General features: G+C 72.1%; 26 protein-coding genes. 21 read left to right on the top strand and 5 right to left on the bottom strand.

The genetic code is table 11. The features are described 5' to 3' along the window. Window positions 1-56: 56 nt before the first annotated feature. Window positions 57-1,286, bottom strand: a complete 1,230-nt coding sequence (locus tag ACGFXC_RS18735; RefSeq protein WP_393714079.1) for a DUF349 domain-containing protein — start codon at window positions 1,284-1,286, stop codon at window positions 57-59. 190 nt (window positions 1,287-1,476) lie between these two features. Continuing rightward, a complete protein-coding gene (locus ACGFXC_RS18730; protein ID WP_393714078.1) occupies window positions 1,477-2,259 on the bottom strand; it encodes a peptidylprolyl isomerase in 783 nt (260 codons plus the stop codon). Between the two features lie 153 nt (window positions 2,260-2,412). Between ACGFXC_RS18730 and ACGFXC_RS18725 the strand changes: the two genes are divergently transcribed. The 5 genes from ACGFXC_RS18725 (at window position 2,413) to ACGFXC_RS18705 (ending at window position 7,318) form a co-directional block, all read left to right on the top strand. Further along, entirely contained in the window at window positions 2,413-3,126 is a 714-nt protein-coding gene (locus ACGFXC_RS18725; RefSeq protein WP_393714076.1) for an MBL fold metallo-hydrolase, read from the top strand. A 10-nt stretch (window positions 3,127-3,136) separates the two neighbouring features. Then, the gene (gene hisS, locus ACGFXC_RS18720; RefSeq protein ID WP_393714074.1) at window positions 3,137-4,399 is read left to right on the top strand and encodes a histidine--tRNA ligase; all 1,263 of its coding nucleotides are present in this window, start codon (window positions 3,137-3,139) and stop codon (window positions 4,397-4,399) included. A gap of 159 nt (window positions 4,400-4,558) precedes the next feature. Beyond that, window positions 4,559-5,173 carry a vitamin K epoxide reductase family protein gene (locus ACGFXC_RS18715; RefSeq protein WP_393714072.1) on the top strand — a complete coding sequence of 205 codons (615 nt, stop codon included), beginning with the start codon at window positions 4,559-4,561 and terminating at the stop codon, window positions 5,171-5,173. Window positions 5,174-5,217: 44 nt separating this feature from the next. Continuing rightward, window positions 5,218-6,570, top strand: a complete 1,353-nt coding sequence (locus tag ACGFXC_RS18710; RefSeq protein ID WP_393714070.1) for a replication-associated recombination protein A — start codon at window positions 5,218-5,220, stop codon at window positions 6,568-6,570. A 34-nt stretch (window positions 6,571-6,604) separates the two neighbouring features. Then, window positions 6,605-7,318, top strand: a complete 714-nt coding sequence (locus tag ACGFXC_RS18705; protein ID WP_393714068.1) for an HNH endonuclease family protein — start codon at window positions 6,605-6,607, stop codon at window positions 7,316-7,318. Here the strand turns inward: ACGFXC_RS18705 and ACGFXC_RS18700 are convergent. Continuing rightward, window positions 7,312-8,232, bottom strand: coding sequence for a DUF2470 domain-containing protein (locus ACGFXC_RS18700; protein ID WP_393714066.1), 921 nt, complete (start codon window positions 8,230-8,232; stop codon window positions 7,312-7,314). The two genes, ACGFXC_RS18705 and ACGFXC_RS18700, sit on opposite strands and share 7 nt — an antisense overlap. 55 nt (window positions 8,233-8,287) lie before the next feature. Between ACGFXC_RS18700 and rpsD the strand changes: the two genes are divergently transcribed. Next, window positions 8,288-8,899, top strand: coding sequence for a 30S ribosomal protein S4 (gene rpsD, locus ACGFXC_RS18695; RefSeq protein ID WP_030294564.1), 612 nt, complete (start codon window positions 8,288-8,290; stop codon window positions 8,897-8,899). 17 nt (window positions 8,900-8,916) lie between these two features. Here the strand turns inward: rpsD and ACGFXC_RS18690 are convergent, their stop codons facing one another. Continuing rightward, window positions 8,917-11,064, bottom strand: coding sequence for an ATP-binding protein (locus tag ACGFXC_RS18690; RefSeq protein ID WP_393714064.1), 2,148 nt, complete (start codon window positions 11,062-11,064; stop codon window positions 8,917-8,919). Between the two features lie 147 nt (window positions 11,065-11,211). On the opposite strand from ACGFXC_RS18690, the gene ACGFXC_RS18685 reads away from it, so the two are divergent. From ACGFXC_RS18685 to nusB, 14 genes are all read left to right on the top strand, one after another. Continuing rightward, window positions 11,212-11,664: a DUF948 domain-containing protein gene (locus ACGFXC_RS18685; protein WP_393714062.1), complete on the top strand. Its 453-nt coding sequence runs from the start codon at window positions 11,212-11,214 to the stop codon at window positions 11,662-11,664. An 8-nt stretch (window positions 11,665-11,672) separates the two neighbouring features. Then, the gene (locus ACGFXC_RS18680) at window positions 11,673-12,035 is read left to right on the top strand and encodes a DUF6167 family protein (protein WP_393714060.1); all 363 of its coding nucleotides are present in this window, start codon (window positions 11,673-11,675) and stop codon (window positions 12,033-12,035) included. Continuing rightward, window positions 12,035-14,704, top strand: a complete 2,670-nt coding sequence (gene alaS / locus ACGFXC_RS18675; protein ID WP_393714058.1) for an alanine--tRNA ligase — start codon at window positions 12,035-12,037, stop codon at window positions 14,702-14,704. Before ACGFXC_RS18680 ends, alaS begins: the two co-directional genes overlap by 1 nt. A gap of 2 nt (window positions 14,705-14,706) precedes the next feature. After that, the gene (ruvX, locus tag ACGFXC_RS18670; RefSeq protein WP_393714056.1) at window positions 14,707-15,177 is read left to right on the top strand and encodes a Holliday junction resolvase RuvX; all 471 of its coding nucleotides are present in this window, start codon (window positions 14,707-14,709) and stop codon (window positions 15,175-15,177) included. Window positions 15,178-15,303: 126 nt separating this feature from the next. Continuing rightward, a complete protein-coding gene (gene mltG, locus ACGFXC_RS18665; protein ID WP_393714054.1) occupies window positions 15,304-17,052 on the top strand; it encodes an endolytic transglycosylase MltG in 1,749 nt (582 codons plus the stop codon). A gap of 6 nt (window positions 17,053-17,058) precedes the next feature. Beyond that, the gene (locus tag ACGFXC_RS18660; RefSeq protein ID WP_393714052.1) at window positions 17,059-17,898 is read left to right on the top strand and encodes a shikimate dehydrogenase; all 840 of its coding nucleotides are present in this window, start codon (window positions 17,059-17,061) and stop codon (window positions 17,896-17,898) included. A gap of 190 nt (window positions 17,899-18,088) precedes the next feature. Continuing rightward, window positions 18,089-19,273, top strand: coding sequence for a chorismate synthase (aroC, locus tag ACGFXC_RS18655; RefSeq protein WP_393714050.1), 1,185 nt, complete (start codon window positions 18,089-18,091; stop codon window positions 19,271-19,273). Window positions 19,274-19,308: 35 nt separating this feature from the next. Beyond that, window positions 19,309-19,791: a shikimate kinase gene (locus tag ACGFXC_RS18650; protein ID WP_393714583.1), complete on the top strand. Its 483-nt coding sequence runs from the start codon at window positions 19,309-19,311 to the stop codon at window positions 19,789-19,791. Continuing rightward, entirely contained in the window at window positions 19,788-20,879 is a 1,092-nt protein-coding gene (gene aroB / locus ACGFXC_RS18645; protein ID WP_393714048.1) for a 3-dehydroquinate synthase, read from the top strand. Before ACGFXC_RS18650 ends, aroB begins: the two co-directional genes overlap by 4 nt. Continuing rightward, on the top strand, window positions 20,876-21,316 hold the full coding sequence (gene aroQ / locus ACGFXC_RS18640) for a type II 3-dehydroquinate dehydratase (protein ID WP_393714046.1): 441 nt from the start codon (window positions 20,876-20,878) through the stop codon (window positions 21,314-21,316). The genes aroB and aroQ overlap by 4 nt, the downstream gene beginning before the upstream one ends. 46 nt (window positions 21,317-21,362) lie before the next feature. Then, on the top strand, window positions 21,363-22,100 hold the full coding sequence (locus ACGFXC_RS18635) for an AAA family ATPase (protein ID WP_393714044.1): 738 nt from the start codon (window positions 21,363-21,365) through the stop codon (window positions 22,098-22,100). Window positions 22,101-22,171: 71 nt separating this feature from the next. Beyond that, the gene (locus ACGFXC_RS18630) at window positions 22,172-23,278 is read left to right on the top strand and encodes an aminopeptidase P family protein (protein ID WP_393714042.1); all 1,107 of its coding nucleotides are present in this window, start codon (window positions 22,172-22,174) and stop codon (window positions 23,276-23,278) included. A 59-nt stretch (window positions 23,279-23,337) separates the two neighbouring features. Beyond that, on the top strand, window positions 23,338-23,904 hold the full coding sequence (gene efp / locus ACGFXC_RS18625; RefSeq protein WP_393714040.1) for an elongation factor P: 567 nt from the start codon (window positions 23,338-23,340) through the stop codon (window positions 23,902-23,904). A 2-nt stretch (window positions 23,905-23,906) separates the two neighbouring features. Continuing rightward, window positions 23,907-24,341: a transcription antitermination factor NusB gene (gene nusB / locus ACGFXC_RS18620; RefSeq protein WP_393714038.1), complete on the top strand. Its 435-nt coding sequence runs from the start codon at window positions 23,907-23,909 to the stop codon at window positions 24,339-24,341. Window positions 24,342-24,521: 180 nt separating this feature from the next. Here the strand turns inward: nusB and bldD are convergent, their stop codons facing one another. Then, the gene (gene bldD, locus ACGFXC_RS18615; RefSeq protein ID WP_007263032.1) at window positions 24,522-25,022 is read right to left on the bottom strand and encodes a transcriptional regulator BldD; all 501 of its coding nucleotides are present in this window, start codon (window positions 25,020-25,022) and stop codon (window positions 24,522-24,524) included. A 265-nt stretch (window positions 25,023-25,287) separates the two neighbouring features. Between bldD and pyrR the strand changes: the two genes are divergently transcribed. Then, window positions 25,288-25,884 (top strand): bifunctional pyr operon transcriptional regulator/uracil phosphoribosyltransferase PyrR, encoded by a 597-nt coding sequence (gene pyrR / locus ACGFXC_RS18610; protein ID WP_393714036.1) that lies wholly within the window; start codon window positions 25,288-25,290, stop codon window positions 25,882-25,884. The last annotated feature ends 70 nt before the right edge of the window (window positions 25,885-25,954 follow it).

The raw sequence follows: 25,954 nt of genomic DNA, 5'->3' as shown, positions 1-25,954 counted from the left end.
GCGGACGGGCACCGCCGGAGCGATCCGGCGGTGCCCGTCCGAGGTGTCGGGGGCGGTCAGCCGCCGAACTCCTCCAGGCCCTTCAGCGCCTGGTCGAGCAGGGCCTGGCGGCCCTCCAGTTCCCGCGCCAGCTTGTCGGCCTTCGCGTTGTTGCCCGCGGCGCGCGCGGCGTCGACCTGCCCGCGCAGCTTGTCGACGGCCGCCTGGAGCTGACCCGTCAGACCGGCCGCACGGGCCCGCGCCTCCGGGTTCGTCCGGCGCCACTCGCCCTCCTCGGCCTCCTGGATGGCCCGCTCCACGGCGTGCATCCGGCCCTCGACCTTGGGACGGGCGTCCCGCGGTACGTGACCGATGGCCTCCCAGCGCTCGTTGAGGGAACGGAAGCCGGCGCGCGCCGCCTTCAGGTCCCGCACCGGGACGAGCTTCTCCGCCTCGACGGCCAGCTCCTCCTTCAGCTTCAGGTTCTCGACCTGCTCCGCGTCCCGCTCGGCGAAGACCTCGCCGCGGGCCGCGAAGAAGACGTCCTGCGCACCGCGGAAACGGTTCCACAGGTCGTCCTCGGACTCGCGCTGCGCGCGTCCCGCGGCCTTCCAGCTGTCCATCAGCTCGCGGTAGCGGGCGGCCGTCGGACCCCAGTCGGTCGACTTCGACAGCGACTCGGCCTCGGCGACCAGCTTCTCCTTGGCCTTGCGGGCGTCCTCGCGCTGGGCGTCCAGCGCGGCGAAGTGCGCCTTGCGGCGCTTGGAGAACGCGGAACGGGCGTGCGAGAAGCGGTGCCACAGTTCGTCGTCCGACTTGCGGTCCAGCCGGGGCAGGCCCTTCCAGATGTCCACCAGGGCCCGCAGCCGCTCGCCGGCGCTGCGCCACTGGTCGCTCTGCGCCAGCTGCTCGGCCTCGGCCACCAGCTCGTCCTTGGCCGCACGGGCCTCGTCCGTCTGCTTGGCCTTCTGGACCTTGCGCTCCTCGCGCCGCGAGTCCACGGTCGACACCAGCTTGTCGAGCCGCACGCGCAGCGCCGCCAGGTCGCCCACCGCGTGGTGCTCGTCCACCTGCGTGCGCAGGTGCTCGATGGCCGTCTGGGCGTCCTTGGCGGACAGATCGGTGGTCCGCACCCGCCGTTCGAGGAGGCCGATCTCGACCACCATGCCCTCGTACTTGCGCTCGAAGTAGGCCAGGGCCTCCTCGGGGGTGCCCGCCTGCCACGAACCGACGACCTGCTCGCCCTCGGAAGTACGCACGTACACGGTGCCGGTCTCGTCGACTCGGCCCCACGGGTCGCTGCTCACAGCGCCTCCTCCACCTGATGCCCGTGAGGGGGTTCTCCCCCCGGGCATCGTCCACAGTTTCCTGGGGCGGGCAGCGCCCGCCCTGCACAACGCCAACATAGGCGACCGCCGGGCCGGCTGTCCGCATCCCGCACGACGCAATATCGGCGTACGGGACGCGGGCCGGCCGGGCCCGGGGCGCCGCGCCCGGTCAGTTCTTGGTGACGGTGCCCTTCTGGACGACCACGGCCGTCTTCGGGGCGCCGTCCGGGGCGCCGTCGGCGGTCCCGGCCTTGGCCACGTCCTCCAGGACCTTCAGCCCGGCCGCGTCGATCTTGCCGAACGGGGTGTAGGTCGGGGCCAGCGGGCTGTCCTTGTAGACCAGGAAGAACTGGCTGCCGCCGGTGCCCGGCTGCCCCGTGTTCGCCATCGCCACCGTGCCGGCCGGGTAGATCACCTGGCCCTGCTCGTTCGGCTTGCCCAGCGCGTCCAGGTTCTCGTCGGGGATGGTGTAGCCGGGACCGCCCGAACCGGTGCCCTGCGGGTCGCCGCACTGCAGGACGAAGATCCCGGAGGTGACCAGGCGGTGGCACTTGGTGTTGTCGAAGAAGCCCTTGTCGGCGAGCGTCTTGAACGAGTTGACCGTCTGCGGGGTCTTCGCCGCGTCCATCTCGAACGTCACGTCGCCCGCGCTGGTCTTGAGGCCGAAGGTGTACTTCGCCTTGTCGTCGATCGTCATCGGCGGCGACGGCGACTTCTGCGGCTCGGGCGCCGACGCGGACGCCGAGGGCTCGGACGCCGCGTCCTTGGTGTCCTTGCCGTCGAAGACGCCTCCCACGACCAGGCCGACCAGGGTGGCGACGACCACGGCCGCGGCCGCCCCGCCCACCGCCCAGCGCTGCCGGGACTTGCGGCGGGCCTCGGCCCGCCGCTGCTGCTGGCGCTCGTACTTCTCCCTGGCGAGCTGTCGCCGACGCTGATCGCTCGTGACCACCGGGTCGTCTCCTTGTGCGTCTCTGGTACCGCTGTCCGGGCTCGGTTAGGCCGTACCGTATATGGGTTCGCTGTGTAATGAGGGGCGCCGGTAGGCTCTGAGCAGCAGATTCCGATCCGCTGCCGCCCACCGGACGACGATTGAGGGACGAACGTGCTGATTGCCGGATTCCCCGCCGGGGCCTGGGGGACCAACTGCTACCTGGTCGCCCCCGCCGCCGGTGAGGAGTGCGTGATCATCGACCCCGGCCACCAGGCCGCCCAGGGTGTCGAGGAGACGCTGAAGAAGCATCGGCTCAAGCCCGTCGCGGTCGTCCTCACCCACGGCCACATCGACCACGTCGCCTCCGTCGTCCCGGTCTGCGGAGCGCACGACGTACCGGCCTGGATCCACCCCGAGGACCGCTTCATGATGAGCGACCCGGAGAAGGCCCTGGGCCGTTCCATCGGGATGCCGCTGATGGGGGAGCTGACCGTGGGCGAGCCGGACGACGTCCGCGAGCTGACCGACGGCGGCGTCCTGAAGCTGGCCGGGATGGAGTTCTCGGTGGCGCACGCGCCCGGTCATACCAAGGGGTCGGTGGCCTTCCGGATGCCCGGGGCGGGCGACGTCCCGCCGGTCTTCTTCTCGGGCGACCTGCTGTTCGCCGGCTCCATCGGACGCACCGACCTGCCCGGCGGCTCCCACGCCGAGATGCTCCAGTCGCTGGCCCGCGTGTGCCTGCCCCTGGACGACTCGACGGTGGTGCTGTCCGGCCACGGTTCCCAGACCACCATCGGCCGCGAACGCGCGACCAACCCGTACCTGCGGGAAGTCGCCGCCGGCCTGGGAGCGGACCCGACCGCCGCCCCACGACGAGGAATGTGACGAGAGTTTCGTGAGTACCTTCCAGGCCCCCAAGGGCACGTACGACCTGCTGCCGCCCCGGTCCGCCACCTTCCTGGCGGTGCGCGAGGCGATCTCCGGCCCGCTGAAGAACTCCGGCTACGGGTACGTCGAGACCCCCGGCTTCGAGAACGTGGAGCTCTTCTCGCGCGGCGTCGGCGAGTCGACCGACATCGTCAGCAAGGAGATGTACACCCTCACCACCAAGGGCGGCGACCAGCTCGCGCTGCGCCCCGAGGGCACCGCCTCCGTGCTGCGCGCCGCGCTCCAGGGCAACCTGCACAAGGCCGGCCTGCTGCCCGTCAAGCTCTGGTACTCCGGCTCGTACTACCGCTACGAGCGGGCGCAGAAGGGGCGTTACCGCCACTTCTCCCAGGTCGGGGCCGAGGCCATCGGGGCCGAGGACCCGGCGCTGGACGCCGAGCTGATCATCCTGGCCGACCAGGCGTACCGCACGCTGGGCCTGCGCAACTTCCGGATCCTGCTGAACTCGCTCGGCGACAAGGAGTGCCGTCCGGTGTACCGGGAGGCCCTCCAGGCCTTCCTGCGCGGACTGGACCTGGACGCCGAGACCGTCCGCCGGGCCGAGATCAACCCGCTGCGCGTCCTCGACGACAAGCGCGAGGACGTCCAGAAGCAGTTGGCCGGCGCCCCGATGCTGCGCGACTACCTGTGCGACGCCTGCAAGGCGTACCACGAGGAGGTCCGGGCGCTCGTCACGGCCGCCGGGGTCGCCTTCGAGGACGACGAGAAGCTGGTGCGCGGGCTCGACTACTACACCCGCACCACCTTCGAGTTCGTGCACGACGGCCTGGGCTCGCAGTCCGCGGTCGGCGGCGGCGGCCGCTACGACGGCCTCTCCGAGATGATCGGCGGACCGGCGCTGCCGTCGGTCGGCTGGGCGCTCGGCGTGGACCGCACGGTCCTCGCGCTGGAGGCCGAGGGCGTGACCCTCGACATCCCCGCCGCCACCTCCGTGTTCGCGGTGCCGCTGGGCGAGGAGGCCCGCCGGGTGCTGTTCGCGAAGGTCACCGAGCTGCGCCGGGCCGGGGTCGCGGCCGACTTCGCGTTCGGTGGAAAGGGACTCAAGGGCGCCATGAAGGACGCCAACCGCTCGGGCGCCCGGTTCGCCGTGGTGGCCGGCGAGCGCGACCTCGCCGAGGGCGTCGTCCAGCTGAAGGACATGGAGGCCGGTGAGCAGGGCCCGGTCGCCCTGGCCGACCTGGTGGCGGAGATCCGGGCCCGCCTGGGCTGAGCCGCGGCCGTCCGGAGGGCGGGGCGGGGGAGTCGTTCCCCCGCCCCGCCCTCCGGCGTTCCCGCGGCCGTCCTTATCCGTAGCGAACGGTGTGCGCACAGGCCCGTACGGCACAATGGCCGGTGCTTCGATGACCTTGCAGATGTGGAGCGGGCGGGTATGACGACAACCAGTGCCGGTGCGGACGCCGCTCCGCGGACCTTCGGCGGCAGCAGGGCGCTGGCCCTGCTGCTCGTGATCACGGGGGCCGCGGGACTGCTGGCCGCGTGGGTGATCACCATCGACAAGTTCAAGCTGCTGGAGGACCCGAACTTCACCCCGGGCTGCAGCCTGAACCCGATCGTCTCCTGCGGCAACATCATGAAGAGCGACCAGGCGTCCGCCTTCGGGTTCCCCAACCCGATGATGGGCCTGGTCGCCTACGGGATCGTGATCTGCGTCGGGATGAGCATCCTGGCCGGGGCCCGGTTCCGCGGCTGGTACTGGCTGACCCTGAACGCCGGCGCCCTCTTCGGCGTCGGGTTCTGCGCGTGGCTGACGTACCAGTCGCTGTACAACATCAACTCGCTGTGCCTGTGGTGCTGCCTGGCCTGGGTCGCCACGATCGTCATGTTCTGGTACGTGACCTCGCACAACGTCCGCGAGGGCCTGCTGCCCGCGCCCGGCTGGCTGCGGAGCTTCTTCGCCGAGTTCACCTGGGTGCTGCCCGTCCTGCACGTCGGGATCATCGGGATGCTGATCCTGACCCGCTGGTGGGACTTCTGGACCTCCTGAGCCGCCCGGCCCGGAGTGTCGGTGGCCTCGCATAGGCTTCCGGTGTGGAACCAGACCTCTTCACCGCCGCCGCCGAGGACCGCCGCGAGAAGGACCCCTCGGCCTCACCGCTCGCCGTCCGGATGCGCCCGCGCACCCTGGACGAGGTGGTCGGCCAGCAGCACCTGCTGAAGCCGGGCTCGCCGCTGCGCCGGCTGGTCGGGGAGGGCGCCGGAGGTCCGGCCGGAGCCTCGTCGGTGATCCTGTGGGGACCGCCCGGCATCGGCAAGACCACCCTGGCCTACGTGGTCAGCCAGGCGACGCAGAAGCGCTTCGTCGAGCTGTCGGCGATCACGGCGGGCGTCAAGGAGGTCCGCGCCGTCATCGAGGGCGCCCGGCGCGCCGCCGGAGGGTACGGCAAGGAGACCGTCCTCTTCCTCGACGAGATCCACCGCTTCAGCAAGGCGCAGCAGGACTCCCTGCTGCCGGCCGTGGAGAACCGCTGGGTCACCCTGATCGCGGCGACCACGGAGAACCCGTACTTCTCGATCATCTCCCCGCTGCTGTCGCGCTCCCTGCTGCTGACGCTGGAGCCGCTGACGGACGAGGACCTCAGCGCCCTGATGCACCGCGCGCTCGCCGAGGAGCGGGGCCTGGGCGGGGCGGTGTCCCTGCCGGCCGACGCCGAGGCGCACCTGCTGCGGATCGCGGGCGGCGACGCGCGCCGCGCGCTGACCGCGCTGGAGGCCGGGGCCGGGTCGGCGATCGCCCAGGGCGAGGAGGAGATCAGCCTCCGGACGGTGGAGGAGGCGGTCGACCGGGCGGCGGTCAAGTACGACCGGGACGGCGACCAGCACTACGACGTGGCGAGCGCGCTGATCAAGTCGATCCGCGGTTCGGACGTGGATGCGGCGCTGCACTACCTGGCCCGGATGATCGAGGCGGGGGAGGACCCCCGGTTCATCGCGCGGCGCCTGATGATCTCCGCGAGCGAGGACATCGGCCTGGCGGACCCGACGGCGCTGCCGCTGGCGGTGGCCGCCGCCCAGGCGGTGGCGATGATCGGCTTCCCGGAGGCCGCCCTGACCCTGTCGCACGTGACCATCGCGCTGGCCCTGGCCCCGAAGTCGAACACCGCGACGACCGCGATCGGGGCCGCGCTGGCCGACGTACGGGCCGGACTCGCGGGGAGCGTGCCGGCGCACCTGCGGGACGGGCACTACAAGGGGGCGGCCAAGCTGGGGCACGCGGTGGGGTACGTCTACCCGCACGACGTGCCGGGCGCCATCGCCGCGCAGCAGTACGCGCCGGACGAGATCCACGGCAAGCGGTACTACGAGCCGACCCGCTACGGCGCGGAAGCACGCTACGCGGACGTGGTCGAGAAGGTCCGCGAACGGCTGCGCGGCGGGTCCTGACCCGCCGCGCCCCGCGGGGGCCTACGCTCCCGGCATGGGACGCCGGACCCCGCTCATCGCCGCCGTCGCCGCAGCACTGCTGGCCGGCGGATGTCACCACGAAGACCCGCGAGAGGCCCGGGCCAGTGCCGCGGCCCTCGTGGGCAAGGTGCCGCTCGCGTCCCCCGGGTTCCCGCCGGACGCGGCCACCGCGCGGAAGCGGCTGGCGGGGCTGAAGGTCGAGTGGGGCAAGAACTGGCAGACGTACAAGAGGGAGGAGTTCGGCCGGTACTGGTCGGACGAGACCGACGGCGTCGGCGGCCGCAACGGCTGCGACACCCGGGACGACGTGCTGCGCCGGGACCTGAGCGAGCTGCGCGAGGGGGACCGCAACCCCTGCGTGGTGGTGTCCGGGGTGCTGCACGACCCGTACACCGGAAAGGAGCTCCCCTACACCTACCGGCGCGCCTCGCAGATCCAGACGGACCACGTGGTCGCGCTCGGCGCCGCCTGGCGGGGCGGCGCGTACGCGTGGACCGCGCCGCGCAGGCTGGAGTACGCCAACGACCTGGACGTCCTGCTCGCCGTGGACAAGCAGACGAACCACGACAAGGGCAGCAGGACCGCCGACAAGTGGCGGCCGCCGCGACGGGCGTACTGGTGCGAGTACGGCCGCCGGTACACCGGCATCAAGGCCAAGTACGGCCTCTCGGTGACCCCGCCGGAGAAGACGGCGCTCCAGGAGCTGCTGGCCGCCTGCCCTCAGTGAGCGGCGGCCGCGAAGAGGTGGTGCATCGCCCGGCGCAGGCCGCAGATGTCCGCCACCGGCTCCGGGAAGTCGAAGCGGGCGTCGAAGGAGCAACGGTCGGCGGCGGTGAAGCGCACCCGCAGGCCGAGCCGGTCCAGGGCGAGGGGGGCGGCGCTGAGCCCTTCGCCGGCCCGGGGGCCCAGCAGGCCGCACAGGTCGGCGACCCGCTCCGCGTGGGCGGCGTGCAGGTGCTGGAGCAGCTCCGCCTCGTGCGCGGCCATCGGGTCCGGCTCGGCGCCGGCCAGCTCCTCGGGGTCCACGCGCTCGGCGCCCCAGAGGTCGTCCACCGAGATCTCCCCGACCTCCAGGCGGAGCATCATCCAGGCGGGGCGGACCGACCGGGGGCCGTCGCCGTGCGGCTCGGGGGCCTCGGACATCCCCAGCAGCTCGCCCACCGGCCGCCGCTCGGCGAGCAGCGCGGCGCACACGGCCCGGTCGGCTCCGCGCACCGGCGTCAGCCACCCGGCGAGCCAGGCGCGGCCCCGTATACGATGGGGAACGGACACCGGCGCCACATCCGTGATCTCGATCACGGCGGTGAGGTCGTCGTCCTGGGCGTGAGCGGCTGCCCTGGCAGCCGCGGATTCCCCGGAGACAAGGAGAATCACGTCCCCGTCCGGGGTGACGGTCCGTGTGACCGGCGCCCCTTTCCCGAGCTCGTCGGGCTCGTGCGTGTCACGAGCACCCGGCAGGGTGAGGGATACTGAGGCGTTGGACTCTACGAGGGTTCGTACGCGTTCGGCTCCGGTGAGCTGCCGAACGCCTTCCCTGGGACGCGGCTGACCTTGCCTATCGTCGTCGAAAGCGGATTCCGTTTCGTTGGAACCCGAACTTCGGTGCGCACTGGGCAGGGGGATCCCATGTGGTCGAGACATTACGTCCTCCTCGCTAAGGTAAGCCTCACCTAACTTACATGGAGGTAGGTTCCACGTGAACCAGAAGCGACCCAAGGTCAAGAAGTCGCGTGCCCTCGGCATTGCGCTGACCCCGAAGGCCGTCAAGTACTTCGAGGCCCGCCCCTACCCGCCGGGCGAGCACGGCCGTGGCCGCAAGCAGAACTCGGACTACAAGGTTCGTCTGCTGGAGAAGCAGCGTCTGCGCGCTCAGTACGACATCTCTGAGCGTCAGATGGCCCGCGCGTACGACCGCGCCAAGAAGGCCGAAGGCAAGACGGGCGAGGCGCTGGTCGTCGAGCTCGAGCGTCGCCTCGACGCCCTGGTGCTGCGTTCGGGCATCGCCCGGACCATCTACCAGGCCCGCCAGATGGTCGTTCACGGCCACATCGAGGTCAACGGTGGCAAGGTCGACAAGCCGTCGTTCCGTGTCCGCCCGGACGACGTCATCACCGTGCGCGAGCGCAGCCGCGAGAAGGTTCCGTTCCAGGTTGCCCGTGAGGGTGGCTACGCAGGCGAGGGCGAGACCCCGCGCTACCTGCAGGTCAACCTGAAGGCCCTGGCCTTCCGCCTGGACCGCGACCCGAACCGCAAGGAAATCCCGGTCATCTGCGACGAGCAGCTCGTCGTCGAGTACTACGCCCGCTGATCCAGCGGCCGTAGCCCTCACAGGCTGGTCCCGGCCCGCCGTCCCCTCCGGGGGGCGGCGGGCTTCCGCGTTCCCGCGCGCCGCGCGCCGCCCGCCTCCGTGCGCAGCACCAGCGCCGCCGGCGTCAGCTGCCGGCCCTCGGCGGCGTACGCCGCGTACCGCTCCGCGCCCAGCAGCTCGCCCGCCCGCTCCCGGCACATCAGCCGGGGCGCGTTGAAGTAGCCCGACCCGAACAGGCGCAGGCCCACCCCCTCCCACATCGGCTCCGCCGCGCCCTGCAGCACCGCCGCCTCCGCCGCCGCGCCCTCGGCGACCGTGACCAGGGCCAGCAGCTCCACCGCCAGCACCAGCCCGACCAGGTCGCGGAACGTGTGGTTGACGGCCACGCACTCGGTCAGCAGCCGCCGCGCACCGGCCGTGTCCCCGTCGTCCAGCGCCGCGTACGCCAGGACGTAGAGCGCGTACGCCTTCGTCCAGCGCTCCCCGCGCTCCTCGCAGACCTCCCGGACCTCCTCGCACAGCGTGACCGCCCCCGCCAGGTTCCCCTGGAAGGCCAGCGCCATCGCCAGCTCCACCTGGCACATGAGCACGTTGCTGTTGAGCTCGCCCGTCTCCCGGTACCGCTCCAGCGCGGTTCCCAGCAGCTCCCCGGCCCGGACCATGTCGTCCGAGACCAGTGCCAGACAGCCCATCCGGTGCACCGCGTACGCGGCCGCCACCCGGTTCCCGGTCCGCTCGGCGCCGTCCCGGCACTCGTGCAGCGCGCCCATGGAGGCCACCGAGTCCCCCTGGAGCACGGCGACGTAGCCGAGCACCCACAGCGCCTTCAGCCGCGAACCCTCGTACTCCTCCTCCACCGCACCGCACTCCAGGGTCCGCTCCAGCCAGTGCCGCCCCTCGGTCAGCCGGCCGCAGCCCGCCCAGTAGAACCACAGCGTGCCCGCCAGGTACTGGCCCAGGTGCGGCTCCTCCGGCTCGTCCAGGCAGCACTCCAGCGCGAGCCGCAGATTGGCGAGCTCCGCCTCCACCAGCGCGGCCACCTCGGCCTGCCGGGGGCTGAACCAGTCCAGCTCGCACCAGGTGGCCAGCCCCACGTACCAGTCCCGGTGCCGCCGCCGCAGCCGGGCGGCGTCCCCCAGCGACTCCAGCCAGCCCGCGCCGTAGACCCGTACGGTCTCCAGCATCCGGTAGCGCACCCCGGCCGGGGTGTCCTCGCGGGTCAGCAGCGACTGCGCCAGCAGTTCCCCGACCAGGTCGGCCACCCGGTCCACCGGGAGGTCCGGGCCCGCGCACACGTACTCGGCGGCCTCCAGGTCGAAACGTCCGGCGAACACCGACAGCCGGGCCCACAGCAGCCGCTCCCCGGCGGTGCACAGTTCGTGGCTCCAGCCGATCGCCGTCCGCAGCGCCCGGTGGCGGGGCAGCGCCCCGCGCGTCCCGCCCGTCAGCAGGGCGAAGCGGTCCTCCAGCCGGGCCAGCACCTGCTCCGGCGACAGCGCCCGCAGCCGGCCGGCCGCCAGTTCCAGGGCCAGCGGGATCCCGTCGAGCCGCGCGCACAGCTCCGTCAGCGCGGGCCGGTTCGCCTCCGTCACCGCGAAGGCCGGGTCGGCGGCCGCGGCCCGCGCGGTCAGCAGCTCCAGCGCCCGCGGCGGGTCCAGCGGGGCCAGCGGGAGGACCGACTCCCCGTCCACGCCGAGCGGGCGGCGGCCCGCGGCGAGCACCCGCAGGCCGGGGGAGCCCAGCAGCAGCTCCCGCACCAGCTCCGCCGTCTCCTCCACCAGCTGCTCGAAGCCGTCCAGGACCAGCAGCAGCCGCCGCCCGGCGAGGTGGCCGGCCAGGACGGCCCGGGGCGGGCGGGTGGTGTGGTCGGTCAGCCCGAGCGCCTCGGCCAGGGTGAGCTCCAGCAGCGCGGGATCGCGTACGGACGACAGCCCGGCCAGCCACACGCCGTCGGAGTAGCGTTCCTGCGTCCCCGCGGCGGCGGCCCGGGCGGCCGCCAGGACCAGCCGGGACGTGCCCACGCCGCCCACCCCGGTCACGGTCACCAGCCGGGAGGACTCCAGGAGCCGGTCCAGCCCGGCGAGTTCGCCACCCCGCCCGACGAGCGCGCTCAGCTCCGAGGGAAGATTGCCGGACGGCCCTCGCCGAGGGGGTCTCTGTCGCATGGGACACGGAGGGTACTGCTCCGGACGCGCTCCGTACAAGGCGGTGGCGCCGGGCCCCGGATTCCGGTACTGCGGCGGATCTCCGGCGCGATAGGGTCGGAGGACGACTTTTCTCCGTAGGTTCGCAGATTCAGGGAGCGGTGCAACGTGTCCGGTGGTGAGGTGGCCGGGATCCTCGTGGCCGTCTTCTGGGCCATCCTGGTCTCCTTCCTCGCCGTGGTGCTGGTGAGGCTCGCCCAGGTGCTCAAGGCGACGACCAAGCTCGTCGCCGATGTGACCGAGCAGGCCGTTCCGCTGCTCGCGGACGCCTCCAACACCGTCCGCTCCGCGCGCACCCAGCTCGACCGGGTCGACGCCATCGCGAGCGACGTCCAGGAGGTCACCTCCAACGCCTCCGCCCTGTCCTCCACCGTGGCCTCCACCTTCGGCGGCCCGCTGGTCAAGATCGCGGCCTTCGGTTACGGGGTCCGCAGGGCCCTGGGCAGGACCGACGACGCACCGCAGAAGACATCCCGGCGGACGCGCGGTGACGGCGGCAGCCGTACCGTGATCGTCGGCCGTACCGTGCCGGGCGCCCGGCGCCGGAAGCAGAAGGGCTGAGACCGCCTATGTTCCGCCGAGCCTTCTGGTTCACCGCAGGCGCCGCCGCCGGCGTGTGGGCCACCACCAAGGTCAACCGCCGGCTGAAGCAGCTGACGCCGGAGAGCCTCGCCGCCCAGGCCGCCGACAGGGCGGTGGAGGCGGGGCACCGCCTCAAGGACTTCGCCCTCGACGTCAAGGCGGGAATGACGCAGCGCGAGGACGAGCTGAACGACGCACTGGGGCTGACCCAGGACCCCGACCGCCCGGACAACGTGACGGCCCTCCCCGGTCCGCGCCGGCTCCAGGCGATCGAGCACCACCAGAACGACCAGACCACCCGCCGCCCGAACCACTCGGCGGTTACGTACAACCGGAATGAGGACCACTGATGGAGTCGGCTGAAATCCGCCGCCGCTGGCTGAGCTTCTTCGAGGAGCGCGGTCACGCCGTTGTCCCTTCGGCGTCGCTCATCGCGGACGACCCGACTCTGCTGCTGGTGCCCGCGGGCATGGTGCCGTTCAAGCCCTACTTCCTGGGCGAGGTCAAGCCGCCGGCCCCGACGCTGACCAGCGTGCAGAAGTGCGTCCGCACCCCGGACATCGAAGAGGTGGGCAAGACCACCCGCCACGGCACGTTCTTCCAGATGTGCGGCAACTTCTCCTTCGGGGACTACTTCAAGGAAGGCGCCATCAAGTACGCCTGGGAGCTGCTCACCAGCTCCGTGGCGGACGGCGGCTACGGCCTGGAGCCCGAGAAGCTCTGGATCACCGTGTACCTCGACGACGACGAGGCCGAGCAGATCTGGCGCGACGTGGTCGGCGTCCCGGCCGAGCGCATCCAGCGCCTGGGCAAGAAGGACAACTTCTGGTCCATGGGCGTCCCCGGTCCCTGCGGCCCGTGCTCCGAGATCAACTACGACCGCGGTCCGGACTTCGGCGTCGAGGGCGGTCCCGCCGTCAACGACGAGCGCTACGTGGAGATCTGGAACCTGGTCTTCATGCAGTACGAGCGGGGCGCCGGCGACGGCAAGGAGGACTTCCCGATCCTCGGGGACCTGCCCTCGAAGAACATCGACACCGGCCTCGGCCTCGAACGCCTCGCGATGATCCTGCAGGGCGTGCAGAACATGTACGAGACCGACACCCTGCGCGTGGTCATGGACAAGGCCACCGAGCTGACCGGCGTCCGGTACGGCGCCGCCCAGGGCACCGACGTCTCGCTGCGCGTGGTCGCCGACCACATCCGCACCTCCGCCATGCTCATCGGCGACGGCGTCACCCCCGGCAACGAGGGCCGCGGCTACGTGCTGCGCCGCATCATGCGCCGCGCCATCCGCAACATGCGCCTCATGGGCGCCACCGGCCCGGTCGTGCAGGAGCTCGTCGGCGTCGTGATCGACACGATGGGGCAGCAGTACCCGGAGCTCGTCACCGACCGGGGGCGCATCGAGACCGTCGCGCTCGCCGAGGAAGCCGCCTTCCTCAAGGCCATCAAGGGCGGCACGAACATCCTCGACACCGCCGTGAGCGAGACCAAGGCCACCGGCGGCACGGTCCTCTCCGGCGACAAGGCGTTCCTGCTCCACGACACCTGGGGCTTCCCGATCGACCTCACCCTGGAGATGGCCGGCGAACAGGGCCTCTCCGTGGACGAGCCCGGCTTCCGCCGCCTGATGCAGGAGCAGCGCGACCGCGCCAAGGCCGACGCCAAGGCCAAGAAGACCGGCCACGCGGACATGTCCGCGTACCGGGAGATCGCCGACGGCTCCGGAGCCACCGAGTTCACCGGCTACGCCACCACCCAGGGCGAGTCCACCATCGTCGGCCTGCTGGTCAACGGCGTCTCCGCGCCCGCCGCCTCCGAGGGCGACGAGGTCGAGGTCGTCCTCGACCGCACCCCCTTCTACGCCGAGGGCGGCGGCCAGCTCGCCGACCAGGGCCGCATCAGGCTCGACTCCGGCGCCGTCATCGTCGTCCGCGACGTACAGCAGCCCGTGCCGGGCGTCTCCGTCCACAAGGGCTCCGTGCAGGTCGGCGAGGTGACGGTGGGCGCCCCCGCGTACGCCGCCATCGACATCCACCGCCGCCGGGCCATCGCCCGCGCCCACTCGGCCACGCACCTGACCCACCAGGCGCTGCGCGACGCCCTCGGCCCCACGGCCGCCCAGGCCGGTTCCGAGAACTCGCCCGGCCGCTTCCGCTTCGACTTCGGCTCCCCGAACGCCGTCCCCGGCACGGTCCTCACCGACGTCGAGCAGAAGATCAACGACGTCCTCTCCCGGGAGCTCGACGTCACCGCCGAGATCATGAGCATCGACGAGGCGAAGAAACAGGGCGCCATCGCCGAGTTCGGCGAGAAGTACGGCGAGCGCGTGCGCGTCGTCACCATCGGCGACTTCTCCAAGGAGCTGTGCGGCGGCACGCACGTCGGCAACACCGCCCAGCTGGGCCTGGTGAAGCTGCTCGGCGAGTCCTCCATCGGCTCCGGCGTGCGCCGCGTCGAGGCCCTGGTGGGCGTGGACGCGTACAACTTCCTCGCCAAGGAGCACACGGTCGTCGCCCAGCTCCAGGAGCTGGTCAAGGGCCGTCCGGAGGAGCTGCCGGAGAAGATCGCCGCCATGCTCGGCAAGCTGAAGGACGCCGAGAAGGAGATCGAGAAGTTCCGCGCGGAGAAGGTCCTCCAGGCCGCCGCGGGCCTCGCCGCGGGCGCCCAGGACATCCGCGGGGTCGCCCTCGTCGTCGGCACCGTCCCGGACGGCACCGGCGCCGACGACCTGCGCAGGCTCGTCCTCGACGTCCGCGGCCGCATCCAGGGCGACCGCCCGGCCGTCGTGGCCCTCTTCACCACGGCGAACGACCGCCCGCTGACCGTGATCGCCACCAACGAGGCGGCCCGCGAGCGCGGTCTGAAGGCCGGCGACCTGGTCCGTACGGCCGCCAAGACCCTCGGTGGTGGCGGCGGCGGCAAGCCGGACGTGGCCCAGGGCGGCGGCCAGAACCCGGCCGCCATCCCGGAGGCCATCAGCGCCGTCGAGCGCCTCGTCGTCGAGACGGCCTGACGATGACGCTGCGCCGCGGCCGCAGACTGGCCGTCGACGTCGGGGACGCCCGGATCGGGGTCGCCTCGTGCGACCCCGACGGGGTGCTCGCCACACCGGTGGAAACCGTCCCGGGCCGGGACATCCCGTCCGCCCACCGGCGGCTGCGTCAGCTCGTCGAGGAGTACGAACCCCTCGAAGTCGTGGTCGGCCTCCCCCGCTCGCTCAGCGGGCGGGAGGGGCCGGCGGCGGCCAAGGTCCGGGTCTTCGCGAACGAACTGGCGAAGGGCATCAAGCCGGTGACGGTGCGCCTGGTGGACGAGCGCATGACCACGGTCACCGCGGCCCAGGGGCTCAGGGCTTCGGGCAGGAACGCCAAGAAGGGCCGTGCGGTCATCGACCAGGCGGCCGCCGTGGTGATCCTGCAGAACGCTCTTGAGACCGAACGGGTATCAGGTAATCCGCCCGGCGAGTGCGTCGAAGTGGTTGTCTGATCGCGATACGGTAACGTTCCGCGCGATGTGGCGGCATTCGAACAGCCGTCGCCCACCACTTCAGAGGCGGAACCGGGTGCCGCGGCAACGAAGCCGCTGCCTCCGTCTCGCGGCTCTAGGGGACCGATGACTGAGTATGGCCGGGGCCGCGCCCCCGAACCCTGGCACCCGGAGGACCCCCTCTACGGGGACCAGGGCTGGACCGGACAGGCGACCCAGCAGGGTCAGGAGCCCTACGCAGGCGACCGGCAGCAGTATCAGCCCGAGCCGCAGTACCAGGGGCCCCAGCACCCGGAGCCGCAGTACCAGCAGTACCCCCAGCAGTACCCGGAGCAGCAGCAGTACCCCCAGCAGCAGTACCTGCCGCAGGACCAGCAGCTCCACCCGCAACACCAGCAGCAGCCGGTCTACGACGGCCAGGGCTGGGACACCGGGCAGGGGCCGCAGGTCCAGTACCAGGCCGCGGCCCAGGCGCAGGCCCACGCCCCGGCCCCGGGCCAGTACCAGGCCGGGCCCGCGCCGGTGGACCCGTACGCGGGGGCGGACCCGTACGCCCAGCCCGTCGCCGTGGGCTATCCCGGTGAGGCCCCCGACCTCTACACCACCCCCGACGCCTTCCCGCCGCCGCAGCCCCCCGGCCGCCGCCACCTCGAACCGGACCCGGTCGACGAGCCGCTGCCCGAGGAGCCCGGGGAGTCCCTCCTCGCCGACGCCGACGACGAGCCCCCCGGCCGCGGCGGCCGCCGCGCGGGCCGTGGCAAGGGCGGCAAGAGCGGCAAGCCCAAGCGGACCGGGGCGGGCTGCCTGGCCGCCGCCGTCATCGTCGCCGCCGTGGTCGGCGGGGGCGGCTACTACGGCTACTCGTACATCAAGGAGCGCTTCGGCGCCACGGAGGACTTCGCGGGCGCGGGCTCGGAGGAGTCGGTCGACATCGAGATCCCCAGGGGCGCGGGCCTCGGCCAGATGGGCCGCATTCTCAAGGAGGCCGGGGTCGTCGCGAGTGCCCAGGCCTTCGTGGACGCGGCCAACGCCAATCCCAAGGGCAAGTCCATTCAGCCGGGCGTCTACACGCTGAAGAAGAAGATGTCGGGTTCGGCGGCGGTCGCCGTCATGATCGACCCGACCAAGCTCAACGTCATCACCGTCACCGAGGGCATGCGCAACACGAAGGTGTACGAGGCGATCGACAAGAAGCTGGGCAAACCCGCCGGTACGACGAAGGACATCGCTCAGCGCCAGGCCAAGAGCCTCGGCCTGCCGGCCTGGGCGGGCAACGACCCGAAGCTGATCGACCCGCTGGAGGGCTTCCTCTACCCCACGCGCTACGACCTCGGCAAGGACAGCACCCCCGAGTCCCTGCTCAAGCAGATGGTCAAGAACGCGACGGCGAAGTACACGGAGCTCAATGTCGAGGGCAAGGCCAAGGAACTGGGCCTGGAGAACCCGCTCCAGGTGGTCACCGTCGCCAGCCTCGTCAACGCCGAGGGCAAGAACCACGACGACTTCCGGAAGATGGCAGAGGTCGTCTACAACCGCCTCAAGAAGACGAACGACGTCACGAACCAGAAGCTCCAGTTCGACTCGACGTACAACTACGTCAAGAACCAGAGCGAGATCAACTTCAACCTGAAGGAAGCCCAGGCCTTCGACCACCCGTACAACACGCACTTCGTCAAGGGGCTGCCCCCGGGCCCGATCGGGAACCCCGGTCTGGAAGCGCTGACCGCTACGCTCAACCCGGACCACGGCGGCTGGATGTTCTTCGTGTCGGTCGACGGCCACACGACGACCTTCACCAAGACGTACGACGAGCACCTCAAGCTCGTGGCCGAGTTCCAGGAACGGCAGAAGCAGAAGAAAGAGAACGGCGGGTAGCTGAACATGTCAGGGATAGGGATAGGGATACGGGCCGCGGTACTGGGTTCGCCCATCGAGCATTCCCTCTCACCGGTGCTGCACCGCGCCGCCTACCGGGAGCTCGGCCTCGACGACTGGTCCTACGACCGGTTCGAGATCGACGAGGCCGCGCTCCCCGGCTTCGTGGCCGGGCTCGGCCCCGAGTGGGCCGGGCTGTCTCTGACCATGCCGCTCAAGCGGGCGGTCATCCCGCTGCTCGACGCGGTCAGCGACACCGCCGCCGCCGTGGAGGCGGTCAACACGGTCGTCCTCACCCGGGACGGCCGCCGCCTCGGCGACAACACCGACGTCCCCGGGATCGTCGCCGCGCTCCACGAGCGCGGCGTCGAGAAGGTCCCCGCCGCCGCCATCCTCGGTGCCGGGGCCACCGCCTCCTCGGCGCTGGCCGCCCTCGGCCGGATCTGCACCGGCGAGGTCACCGCGTACGTCCGCTCCGCGGCCCGCGCCGCCGAGATGCGCGAGTGGGGCGAGCGGCTCGGCGTCCGCGTGCGTACGGCCGACTGGGCGCGGGCGGCCGATGCGCTGGAGGCGCCCCTGGTCGTCGCCACCACCCCGGCCGGAGCCACCGACGCCCTCGCTGGGTCCGTCCCGACGGCCCCGGGCACCCTCTTCGACGTCCTCTACGACCCCTGGCCGACCCCCCTGGCGGCCGCCTGGACCGGCCGTGGCGGAACCCTGCTCGGCGGCCTGGACCTGCTGGTCCACCAGGCCGTCCTCCAGGTCGAGCAGATGACCGGCCGCGCCGCGGGCCCGCTCGCGGCCATGCGCGCCGCCGGCGAAGCGGCCCTGCGCGCCCGCCACTGAGCGCGGCCGGCGCCCCGGCCGCGTAGGGAACGGATAGCCGAAGGGGCCAGAGTCGGCCCCGTACCCGTCGTCCGACTGCTGGACCGGGACCGGTGCACCCGCCCGGACGTGGGAGGATCGGGTGAGGCGGGTCAGGGCCGCGCACCCGATCGCGCCGTCGCAGTGCCAGGCGCGAGCATGAGGAGCATCGTTGAGCAGGTTGCGTTGGCTGACCGCAGGAGAGTCGCACGGACCGGCCCTGGTCGCGACGCTGGAGGGCCTTCCCGCCGGCGTCCCGGTCACCACCGAGCTGGTGGCGGACCACCTGGCCCGGCGCCGGCTCGGCTATGGCCGCGGTGCCCGGATGAAGTTCGAGCAGGACGAGATCACCTTCCTCGGCGGCGTCCGCCACGGCCTCTCGCAGGGTTCGCCGATCGCCGTGATGATCGGCAACACCGAGTGGCCCAAGTGGGAGACCGTCATGTCGGCCGACCCGGTCGACCCCTCGCTGCTCAAGGACACCGGCCGCAACGCGCCGCTGACCCGCCCGCGCCCCGGCCACGCCGACCTCGCGGGCATGCAGAAGTACGGCTTCGACGAGGCCCGGCCGATCCTGGAGCGCGCCAGCGCCCGTGAGACCGCCGCCCGCGTCGCCCTCGGCGCCGTCGCCCGCTCCTTCATCAAGGAGGTCGCGGGCATCGAGATCGTCTCCCACGTGGTCGAACTCGCCGCGGCCAAGGCCCCCTACGGGGTCCTCCCGACCCCCGCCGACGTCGAGCGGCTCGACGCCGACCCGGTGCGCTGCCTCGACGCCGACGCGTCGAAGGCGATGGTCGCCGAGATCGACCAGGCCCACAAGGACGGCGACACCCTCGGCGGCGTCGTCGAGGTCCTCGCCTACGGGGTGCCCGTCGGCCTCGGCTCCCACGTCCACTGGGACCGGCGCCTCGACGCCCGCCTCGCCGCCGCCCTCATGGGCATCCAGGCCATCAAGGGCGTCGAGGTCGGCGACGGCTTCGAGCTGGCCCGCGTGCCCGGTTCGCAGGCGCACGACGAGATCGTCTCCACCCCCGAGGGCCTCAAGCGGACCACCGGCCGCTCCGGCGGCACCGAGGGCGGTCTGACCACCGGCGAGCTGCTGCGCGTACGGGCCGCCATGAAGCCCATCGCGACCGTGCCGCGCGCCCTCGCGACCGTCGACGTGGCGACCGGGGAGGCGACGGTGGCCCACCACCAGCGTTCCGACGTGTGCGCCGTGCCCGCCGCGGGCATCGTCGCCGAGGCCATGGTCGCGCTCGTGCTCGCCGACGCCGTGGTCGAGAAGTTCGGCGGCGACTCGGTCGCCGAGACCCGCCGCAACGTGCGCTCCTACCTCGACAACCTGCAGATCCGGTGACCGCCGCCGGACCGCTGGTCGTCCTCGTCGGACCCATGGGCTCCGGCAAGTCCACGGTGGGGGCGCTGATCGCCGACCGGCTCGGCGTCGCCTACCGGGACACCGACGCCGACATCGTCGCCGCCACCGGCCGGGAGATCTCCGACCTGTTCGTCGACGAGGGCGAGCCGCACTTCCGCGAGCTGGAGCGGCAGGCCGTCGCGGCCGCCGTCGCCGGGCACACCGGAGTCCTCGCCCTCGGCGGCGGTGCCGTCCTCGACGCCGGCAGCCGGGCCCTCCTCGCCGGACTGCCCGTGGCCTACCTGTCGATGGACGTCGAGGAGGCCGTGCGCCGCGTCGGCCTCGGCGCGGCCCGCCCGCTGCTCGCCGTCAACCCGCGCCGCCAGTGGCGCGAGCTGATGGACGCCCGGCGCCACCTGTACACCGAAGTCGCGCGCGTCGTGGTGGCCACCGACGACCGCACCCCCGAAGAGGTCGCCCAGGCGGTCCTCGACGCTCTGGAGTTGAAGGACGTATGACAGACCAGGTGACGCGGATCAACGTCGGCGCCAGCGCCGGACACGACGCGTACGACGTGCTGGTCGGCCGGCAGCTGCTCGGCGAGCTGGGCGGCCTGATCGGTACGAAGGCCCAGCGGGTCGCCGTGATCCACCCCGAGGCCCTCGCCTCGACCGGTGAGGCGCTGCGCGACGACCTCGCGGCCCAGGGCTACGAGGCCGTCGCCATCCAGGTGCCGAACGCCGAAGAGGCCAAGACCATCGAGGTGGCGGCGTACTGCTGGAAGGCGCTGGGCCAGTCCGGCTTCACCCGTACCGACGTGATCGTCGGCGTCGGCGGCGGCGCCACCACCGACCTCGCGGGCTTCGTCGCGGCCTCCTGGCTGCGCGGGGTGCGCTGGATCGCGGTGCCGACCACCGTCCTCGCGATGGTCGACGCGGCCGTCGGCGGCAAGACCGGCATCAACACCGCCGAGGGCAAGAACCTCGTCGGCGCCTTCCACCCGCCCGCCGGGGTGCTCTGCGACCTGGCGGCCCTGGACTCGCTGCCGGTCAACGACTACGTCAGCGGCCTCGCCGAGGTCATCAAGGCCGGATTCATCTCCGACCCGGTGATCCTCGACCTGATCGAGTCCGACCCGGCGGCCGCCCGTACGCCGCAGGGCCCGCACACGGCCGAGCTGATCGTGCGCTCCATCCGGGTCAAGGCCGACGTGGTCTCCAGCGACCTCAAGGAAGCCGGACTGCGCGAGATCCTCAACTACGGCCACACCCTCGCGCACGCCATCGAGAAGAACGAGCGCTACAAGTGGCGGCACGGCGCCGCCGTCTCCGTCGGCATGGTCTTCGCGGCCGAACTGGGCCGGCTCGCGGGCCGGCTCGACGACGCGACGGCGGACCGGCACCGCGAGGTCCTCGCGGCCGTCGGGCTGCCGCTGACCTACCGCGGCGACCAGTGGCCCAAGCTGCTCCAGACCATGCAGGTCGACAAGAAGTCCCGCGGCAACCTGCTGCGCTTCATCGTCCTGGACGGCCTGGGCAAGCCCACCGTCCTGGAGGGCCCGGACCCGGCGCACCTGATCGCCGCCTACGGCGAGGTCTCCGCGTGAGCCGCCCGGTGCTCGTGCTGAACGGCCCGAACCTGGGCCGCCTCGGCTCCCGCGAGCCCGACGTCTACGGGGCCACCTCGTACGCCGGTCTCGTCGAGAGCTGCCGCACGCTGGGCGCGGAGCTCGGCTTCGACGTGGAGGTCCGCGAGACCAACGACGAGGGCGAACTGGTGCGCTGGCTGCACGAGGCCGCCGACGGCAAGGTCCCCGTCGTGATCAACCCGGGCGCCTTCACGCACTACTCGTACGCCATGCGCGACGCGGCGGCGCAGCGCACCGCGCCGCTGATCGAGGTGCACATCTCCAACCCGTACGCCCGCGAGGAGTTCCGGCACACGTCCGTCATCGCGGCCGTGGCCACCGGAACCGTGGCGGGCTTCGGGCTGGGCTCCTACCGGCTGGCGCTGCGTGCGCTGGCGGAAGAGGTCACGGCCTGAGATAACGTTCTCGCATCAGTCGCCTGAACGAGACGGAGTGGCGCGGATGCAGCACGGAGTGGGGGGCTGGAGTCCGCCGACGGGTCAGCACCCGGCGGCGCCCCCGCCCCCGCCCATACCCCCCGCGCAGGGCTGGCCGGTCACCCCGGTGCCCGAGGCCACGGGGCACATCCCCCTGCCCCCCGCCGTGGCCGCGCCGCCCGTGCCCCCCGCTCCGGGCACCGGCGGCGCCACCCTCGCCGTGCTGCTCATCGGCCCGGCGGGGGCCGGCAAGACCACCGTGGCGCGGCACTGGGCGAACACCCGCCCGGTGCCGACCGCCCACATCAGCCTCGACGACGTCCGCGAATGGGTGCGCTCCGGCTTCGCGGACCCGCAGTCCGGCTGGAACGAGCACTCCGAGGCCCAGTACCGGCTGGCCCGCCGCACCTGCGGCTTCTCCGCCCGCAACTTCCTGGCCAACGGGATCTCCTGCATCCTCGACGACGCCGTGTTCCCCGACCGTCCCGTGGTGGGCCTGGGGGGCTGGAAGCGGCACGTGGGGCCCGGCCTGCTGCCCGTGGTGCTGCTGCCGGGTCTGGAGATCGTGCTGGACCGCAACGCGGCCCGTTCCGGCAACCGCCGCCTCTCCGACGAGGAAGTCGCCCGCATCCACGGCCGGATGGCCGGCTGGTACGGCTCCGGGCTGCCGATCATCGACAACTCCCACCTCGACGTGGAGGGCACCGCCCGGGCCCTGGACGAGGCCCTCGCCCGGGCGCTGGCGGCCCCCGGGAGCTGGTAGCCGGCCCCCGCGGGCCACGTCCGGACGCGCTCGCCGGGCCGGATGCGCGGGGCGCTCGTACGCTCGAAGACATGTCAGACGTGTACGCGACCCGCAGGGGGCTGCTCCGCGACCGCTGTACGGCCGCGGGCAGCTCCGCCGCACTGATCACGCGTCCGGCGAACGTCCGCTACCTCGCCGGGGCGTCCCCGCTGGGCGCCGTCCTGCTGGTCGGGCCCGCCGACGACGTGCTGTTCTGCGGCACCCCACCCACCGGCGAGTCGGACGAGGGGCGGCTCGACGAACGGCTGCGCCTGTCCGTCCTGCCCAACGCCGGAGCGGACCCGGCCGTGGCAGCGGCCGACCTGGCCGCCGCCGAGAGCGCCGAATCCCTTGCCGTCGAGGAACACCACCTCACCGTCGGCCGCCACCGGGCCCTGCGCTCGGTCGCGCCCCGGCTGCGGCTGGCCGACCTCGGCTCCGCCGTGGAGCAGCAGCGCCTCGTCAAGGACGAGGAGGAGATCGCCTGCCTGCGGATCGCCGCCGAGATCGCCGACCAGGCCCTCGGCGAGCTGCTGGAATCGATCCTCGTCGGCCGCACCGAACGCCACCTGGCCCTGGAGCTGGAACGCCGCCTCGTGGACCACGGCGCCGACGGCCCGGCCTTCCCGACCTCCGTCGGCACCGGCCCGCACTCCGGCCGCTCCCGTCACCGGCCCTCGGACCGGCGGGTGGAGGAGGGCGACTTCCTCTCGGTCTGCCTCGGGGCGAACTACCGGGGCTACCGCTGCGAGATCGGCCGGACCTTCGTGATCGGCACCACCCCGGCCGACTGGCAGATCGAGCTGTACGAGCTCGTCTTCGCCGCCCAGCGGGCGGGCCGGGAGGCCCTCCTGCCGGGCGCCGCCTACCGCGACGTGGACCGCGCGGCACGCTCCGTACTGGACTCCGCGGGGCACGGAGAAGCCCTCGCGGGGTGGATGGGACACGGGGTGGGCCTCGAAATCGACGAGGACCCGCAGCTTGCACCTACGGCAATGGGTAAACTGGACGCTTGCGTGCCGGTCACCGTCGAACCGGGGGTTCACCTCCCGGGCCGGGGAGGTGTCCGGATCGATGACACGCTCGTCGTGCGCCCCGAGGCGGACGGCGGTCCCGAGCTACTCACCATTACGACCAAGGAGCTGCTCGCGCTCTAGCCCGCGTGGCCGGGCTGTGCGCGCACCCGTGGTCTTCCAGTGCAGGAGATTCCGCAACCGTGGCTTCCACGAACGACCTCAAGAACGGCATGGTGCTGAAGCTCGACGGGGGCCAGCTCTGGTCCGTCGTCGAGTTCCAGCACGTCAAGCCCGGCAAGGGCCCGGCCTTCGTGCGTACCAAGCTGAAGAGCGTCATGTCCGGCAAGGTCGTCGACAAGACGTTCAACGCCGGCACCAAGGTCGAGACGGCCACCATCGACCGCCGCGACATGCAGTTCTCGTACATGGACGGCGACTACTTCGTCTTCATGGACATGAGCACCTTCGACCAGCTGATGGTCGACCGCAAGGCCGTCGGCGACGCCGCCAACTTCCTCATCGAGGGCTTCACCGCCTCCGTGGCCCAGCACGACGGCGAGGTGCTCTACGTCGAGCTCCCGGCCGCCGTCGAGCTGACCATCGAGCAGACCGACCCGGGCGTGCAGGGCGACCGCTCCACCGGCGGCACCAAGCCGGCGACGCTGGAGACGGGCCACGAGATCCAGGTTCCGCTCTTCGTCACCACCGGCGAGAAGGTCAAGGTCGACACCCGCACCAGCGACTACCTCGGCCGGGTGAACAGCTAACCGTGGCTGCCCGGAGCAACGCGCGCAAGCGCGCTTTCCAGATCCTCTTCGAGGCCGACCAGCGCGGGGTGCCCGTGCGCGAGGTCCTCGCGGACTGGATCCGCCACTCGCGGTCGGACGACCGGCAGCCGCCGGTCAACGAGTTCACGATGAACCTCGTCGAGGGGTACGCCGACAAGGTGACCCGGATCGACGAGCTGATCGTCACCTACGCCGTGGACTGGGACCTGGACCGCATGCCGGTCGTGGACCGCAACATCCTGCGGCTGGGCGCCTACGAGCTGATCTGGGTCGACGAGACCCCGGACGCCGTGGCGATCGACGAGGCCGTCCAGCTGGCCAAGGAGTTCTCGACGGACGATTCGCCCTCGTTCGTCAACGGGCTGCTGGGCCGGTTCAAGGACCTCAAGCCGAAGCTGCGACGCAGCGAGAGCTGACGCGGAGCACCGCGCCGTACGGAAGGGCCCGCAACGCACGCGTTGCGGGCCCTTCCGTCTTCGCGTCTTGGCGTCTTCGCGGGGGAGCACAGACGAAACCGGCGGGTGCCGGGGCCCGTGAAGGGGTCCCGGCACCCGCCGGTAAACGTTTCTGCTGGTCTTCCGGGGCCGGCCGGGGACTCAGATGTCCTCGTGGGCCACCGCGCGCCGCGCGTCCGCGTCCAGGACGCCCCAGCTGATGAGCTGCTCGGTCAGGACGGAGGGGGACTGGTCGTAGATGACGGCGAGGGTGCGCAGGTCGTCCTGGCGGATCGACAGCACCTTGCCGTTGTAGTCGCCGCGCTGGCTCTGGATCGTCGCCGCGTAGCGCTGGAGCGGGCCGGCCTTCTCGGCGGGAACGCCCGCCAGGCGCTCCAGGTCCAGGCGCAGCTTCGGCGGCGGCTCGGCCGCTCCGCCGGGAGTGGTGCCCGGCAGCAGTTCCTGCACCGGAACCCCGTAGAAGTCCGCCAGCTCGGCAAGGCGCTGGACGGTCACGGCGCGGTCCCCGCGCTCGTAGGAACCGACCACCACGGCCTTCCAACGGCCCTGGGACTTCTCCTCGACACCGTGGAGGGAGAGGCCCTGCTGGGTGCGGATGGCGCGGAGCTTGGCCCCGAGCTGTTTGGCGTATTCGCTGGACATAACGCTCCCGGACGCTGTGACGCTGTGACGACATGGACGACGGGCGACATGCTTGACATGAGGCCCCGCCGCGCGGCTGGTAACTCACTGTGAGGTTACGCAGCGTTACGTGGATGCGTCAAGCCGAATGCTCCGTGACGCCCGTTCGCGGGGGGCCTGCGGCCGCCCCCGTGCGCGGCCGGGCGTCCGGCCCTGGTACCGTGGGCGGTGTACATCAGACGTCCTTTAAGGTCCGTCCCGTGAGGCGGAGAAGGGGGTCCTTTTCATGGACAGCCAGAATTCCCGCGCTTCCCAGGAAGCCGGATCCGAGGCGGCCCGCCCCGTACTGGAGGCGCAGGACATCGCCCGGGTCCTGACCCGCATCGCCCACGAGATCGTCGAACGCGCCAAGGGTGCCGACGACGTGGTGCTCCTCGGCATTCCCACCCGCGGCGTGTTCCTCGCCGGCCGGCTGGCCGCCAAGCTCGAAGAGATCACCGGTACGAAGATCCCGGTCGGCTCCCTCGACATCACCATGTACCGCGACGACCTGCGCCTGAAGCCCGCCCGGGCGATCGGCCGCACGGAGATCCCCGGCGACGGCATCGACGGCCGCCTCGTGGTCCTCGTCGACGACGTGCTCTTCTCCGGACGCACCATCCGCGCGGCCCTCGACGCCCTCGGCGCCATCGGCCGGCCGCGCGCCGTGCAGCTCGCGGTCCTCGTCGACCGCGGCCACCGGGAACTGCCGATCCGTGCCGACTACGTCGGCAAGAACCTCCCCACGTCGCTGCGGGAGACCGTCAAGGTCCAGCTCCAGGAGGAGGACGGCCGCGACGCCGTACTGCTCGGGCAGCGGACCGACCAGGCTTCCGGGCAGTAGTCCGTACGCACGCCGGACCCCCGGACGGGGGTCCGCGCCGCAGCCTGCCCTGCCCGCACTGCCGCCAGCC

It is taken from the genome of Streptomyces sp. NPDC048507, assembly GCF_043199995.1.
In the GTDB taxonomy this organism is placed as follows: domain Bacteria; phylum Actinomycetota; class Actinomycetes; order Streptomycetales; family Streptomycetaceae; genus Streptomyces.
The sequence above is the reverse complement of the archived record's forward strand: the minus strand, read 5'-3'. Positions and strand labels throughout refer to the sequence as shown.

Coding starts and splice junctions, on each gene's coding strand:
- ACGFXC_RS18715 (WP_393714072.1), top strand. CDS start 4,559: ATGACGACAACCAGTGCCGGTGCGGACGCCGCTCCGCGGACCTTCGGC.
- bldD (WP_007263032.1), bottom strand. CDS start 25,022: ATGTCCAGCGAATACGCCAAACAGCTCGGGGCCAAGCTCCGCGCCATC.
- ruvX (WP_393714056.1), top strand. CDS start 14,707: ATGACGCTGCGCCGCGGCCGCAGACTGGCCGTCGACGTCGGGGACGCC.
- aroB (WP_393714048.1), top strand. CDS start 19,788: ATGACAGACCAGGTGACGCGGATCAACGTCGGCGCCAGCGCCGGACAC.
- ACGFXC_RS18700 (WP_393714066.1), bottom strand. CDS start 8,232: ATGTCTCGACCACATGGGATCCCCCTGCCCAGTGCGCACCGAAGTTCG.
- ACGFXC_RS18680 (WP_393714060.1), top strand. CDS start 11,673: ATGTTCCGCCGAGCCTTCTGGTTCACCGCAGGCGCCGCCGCCGGCGTG.
- mltG (WP_393714054.1), top strand. CDS start 15,304: ATGACTGAGTATGGCCGGGGCCGCGCCCCCGAACCCTGGCACCCGGAG.
- ACGFXC_RS18690 (WP_393714064.1), bottom strand. CDS start 11,064: ATGCGACAGAGACCCCCTCGGCGAGGGCCGTCCGGCAATCTTCCCTCG.
- pyrR (WP_393714036.1), top strand. CDS start 25,288: ATGGACAGCCAGAATTCCCGCGCTTCCCAGGAAGCCGGATCCGAGGCG.
- ACGFXC_RS18635 (WP_393714044.1), top strand. CDS start 21,363: ATGCAGCACGGAGTGGGGGGCTGGAGTCCGCCGACGGGTCAGCACCCG.
- ACGFXC_RS18705 (WP_393714068.1), top strand. CDS start 6,605: ATGGGACGCCGGACCCCGCTCATCGCCGCCGTCGCCGCAGCACTGCTG.
- ACGFXC_RS18660 (WP_393714052.1), top strand. CDS start 17,059: ATGTCAGGGATAGGGATAGGGATACGGGCCGCGGTACTGGGTTCGCCC.
- ACGFXC_RS18650 (WP_393714583.1), top strand. CDS start 19,309: ATGGGCTCCGGCAAGTCCACGGTGGGGGCGCTGATCGCCGACCGGCTC.
- alaS (WP_393714058.1), top strand. CDS start 12,035: ATGGAGTCGGCTGAAATCCGCCGCCGCTGGCTGAGCTTCTTCGAGGAG.
- ACGFXC_RS18630 (WP_393714042.1), top strand. CDS start 22,172: ATGTCAGACGTGTACGCGACCCGCAGGGGGCTGCTCCGCGACCGCTGT.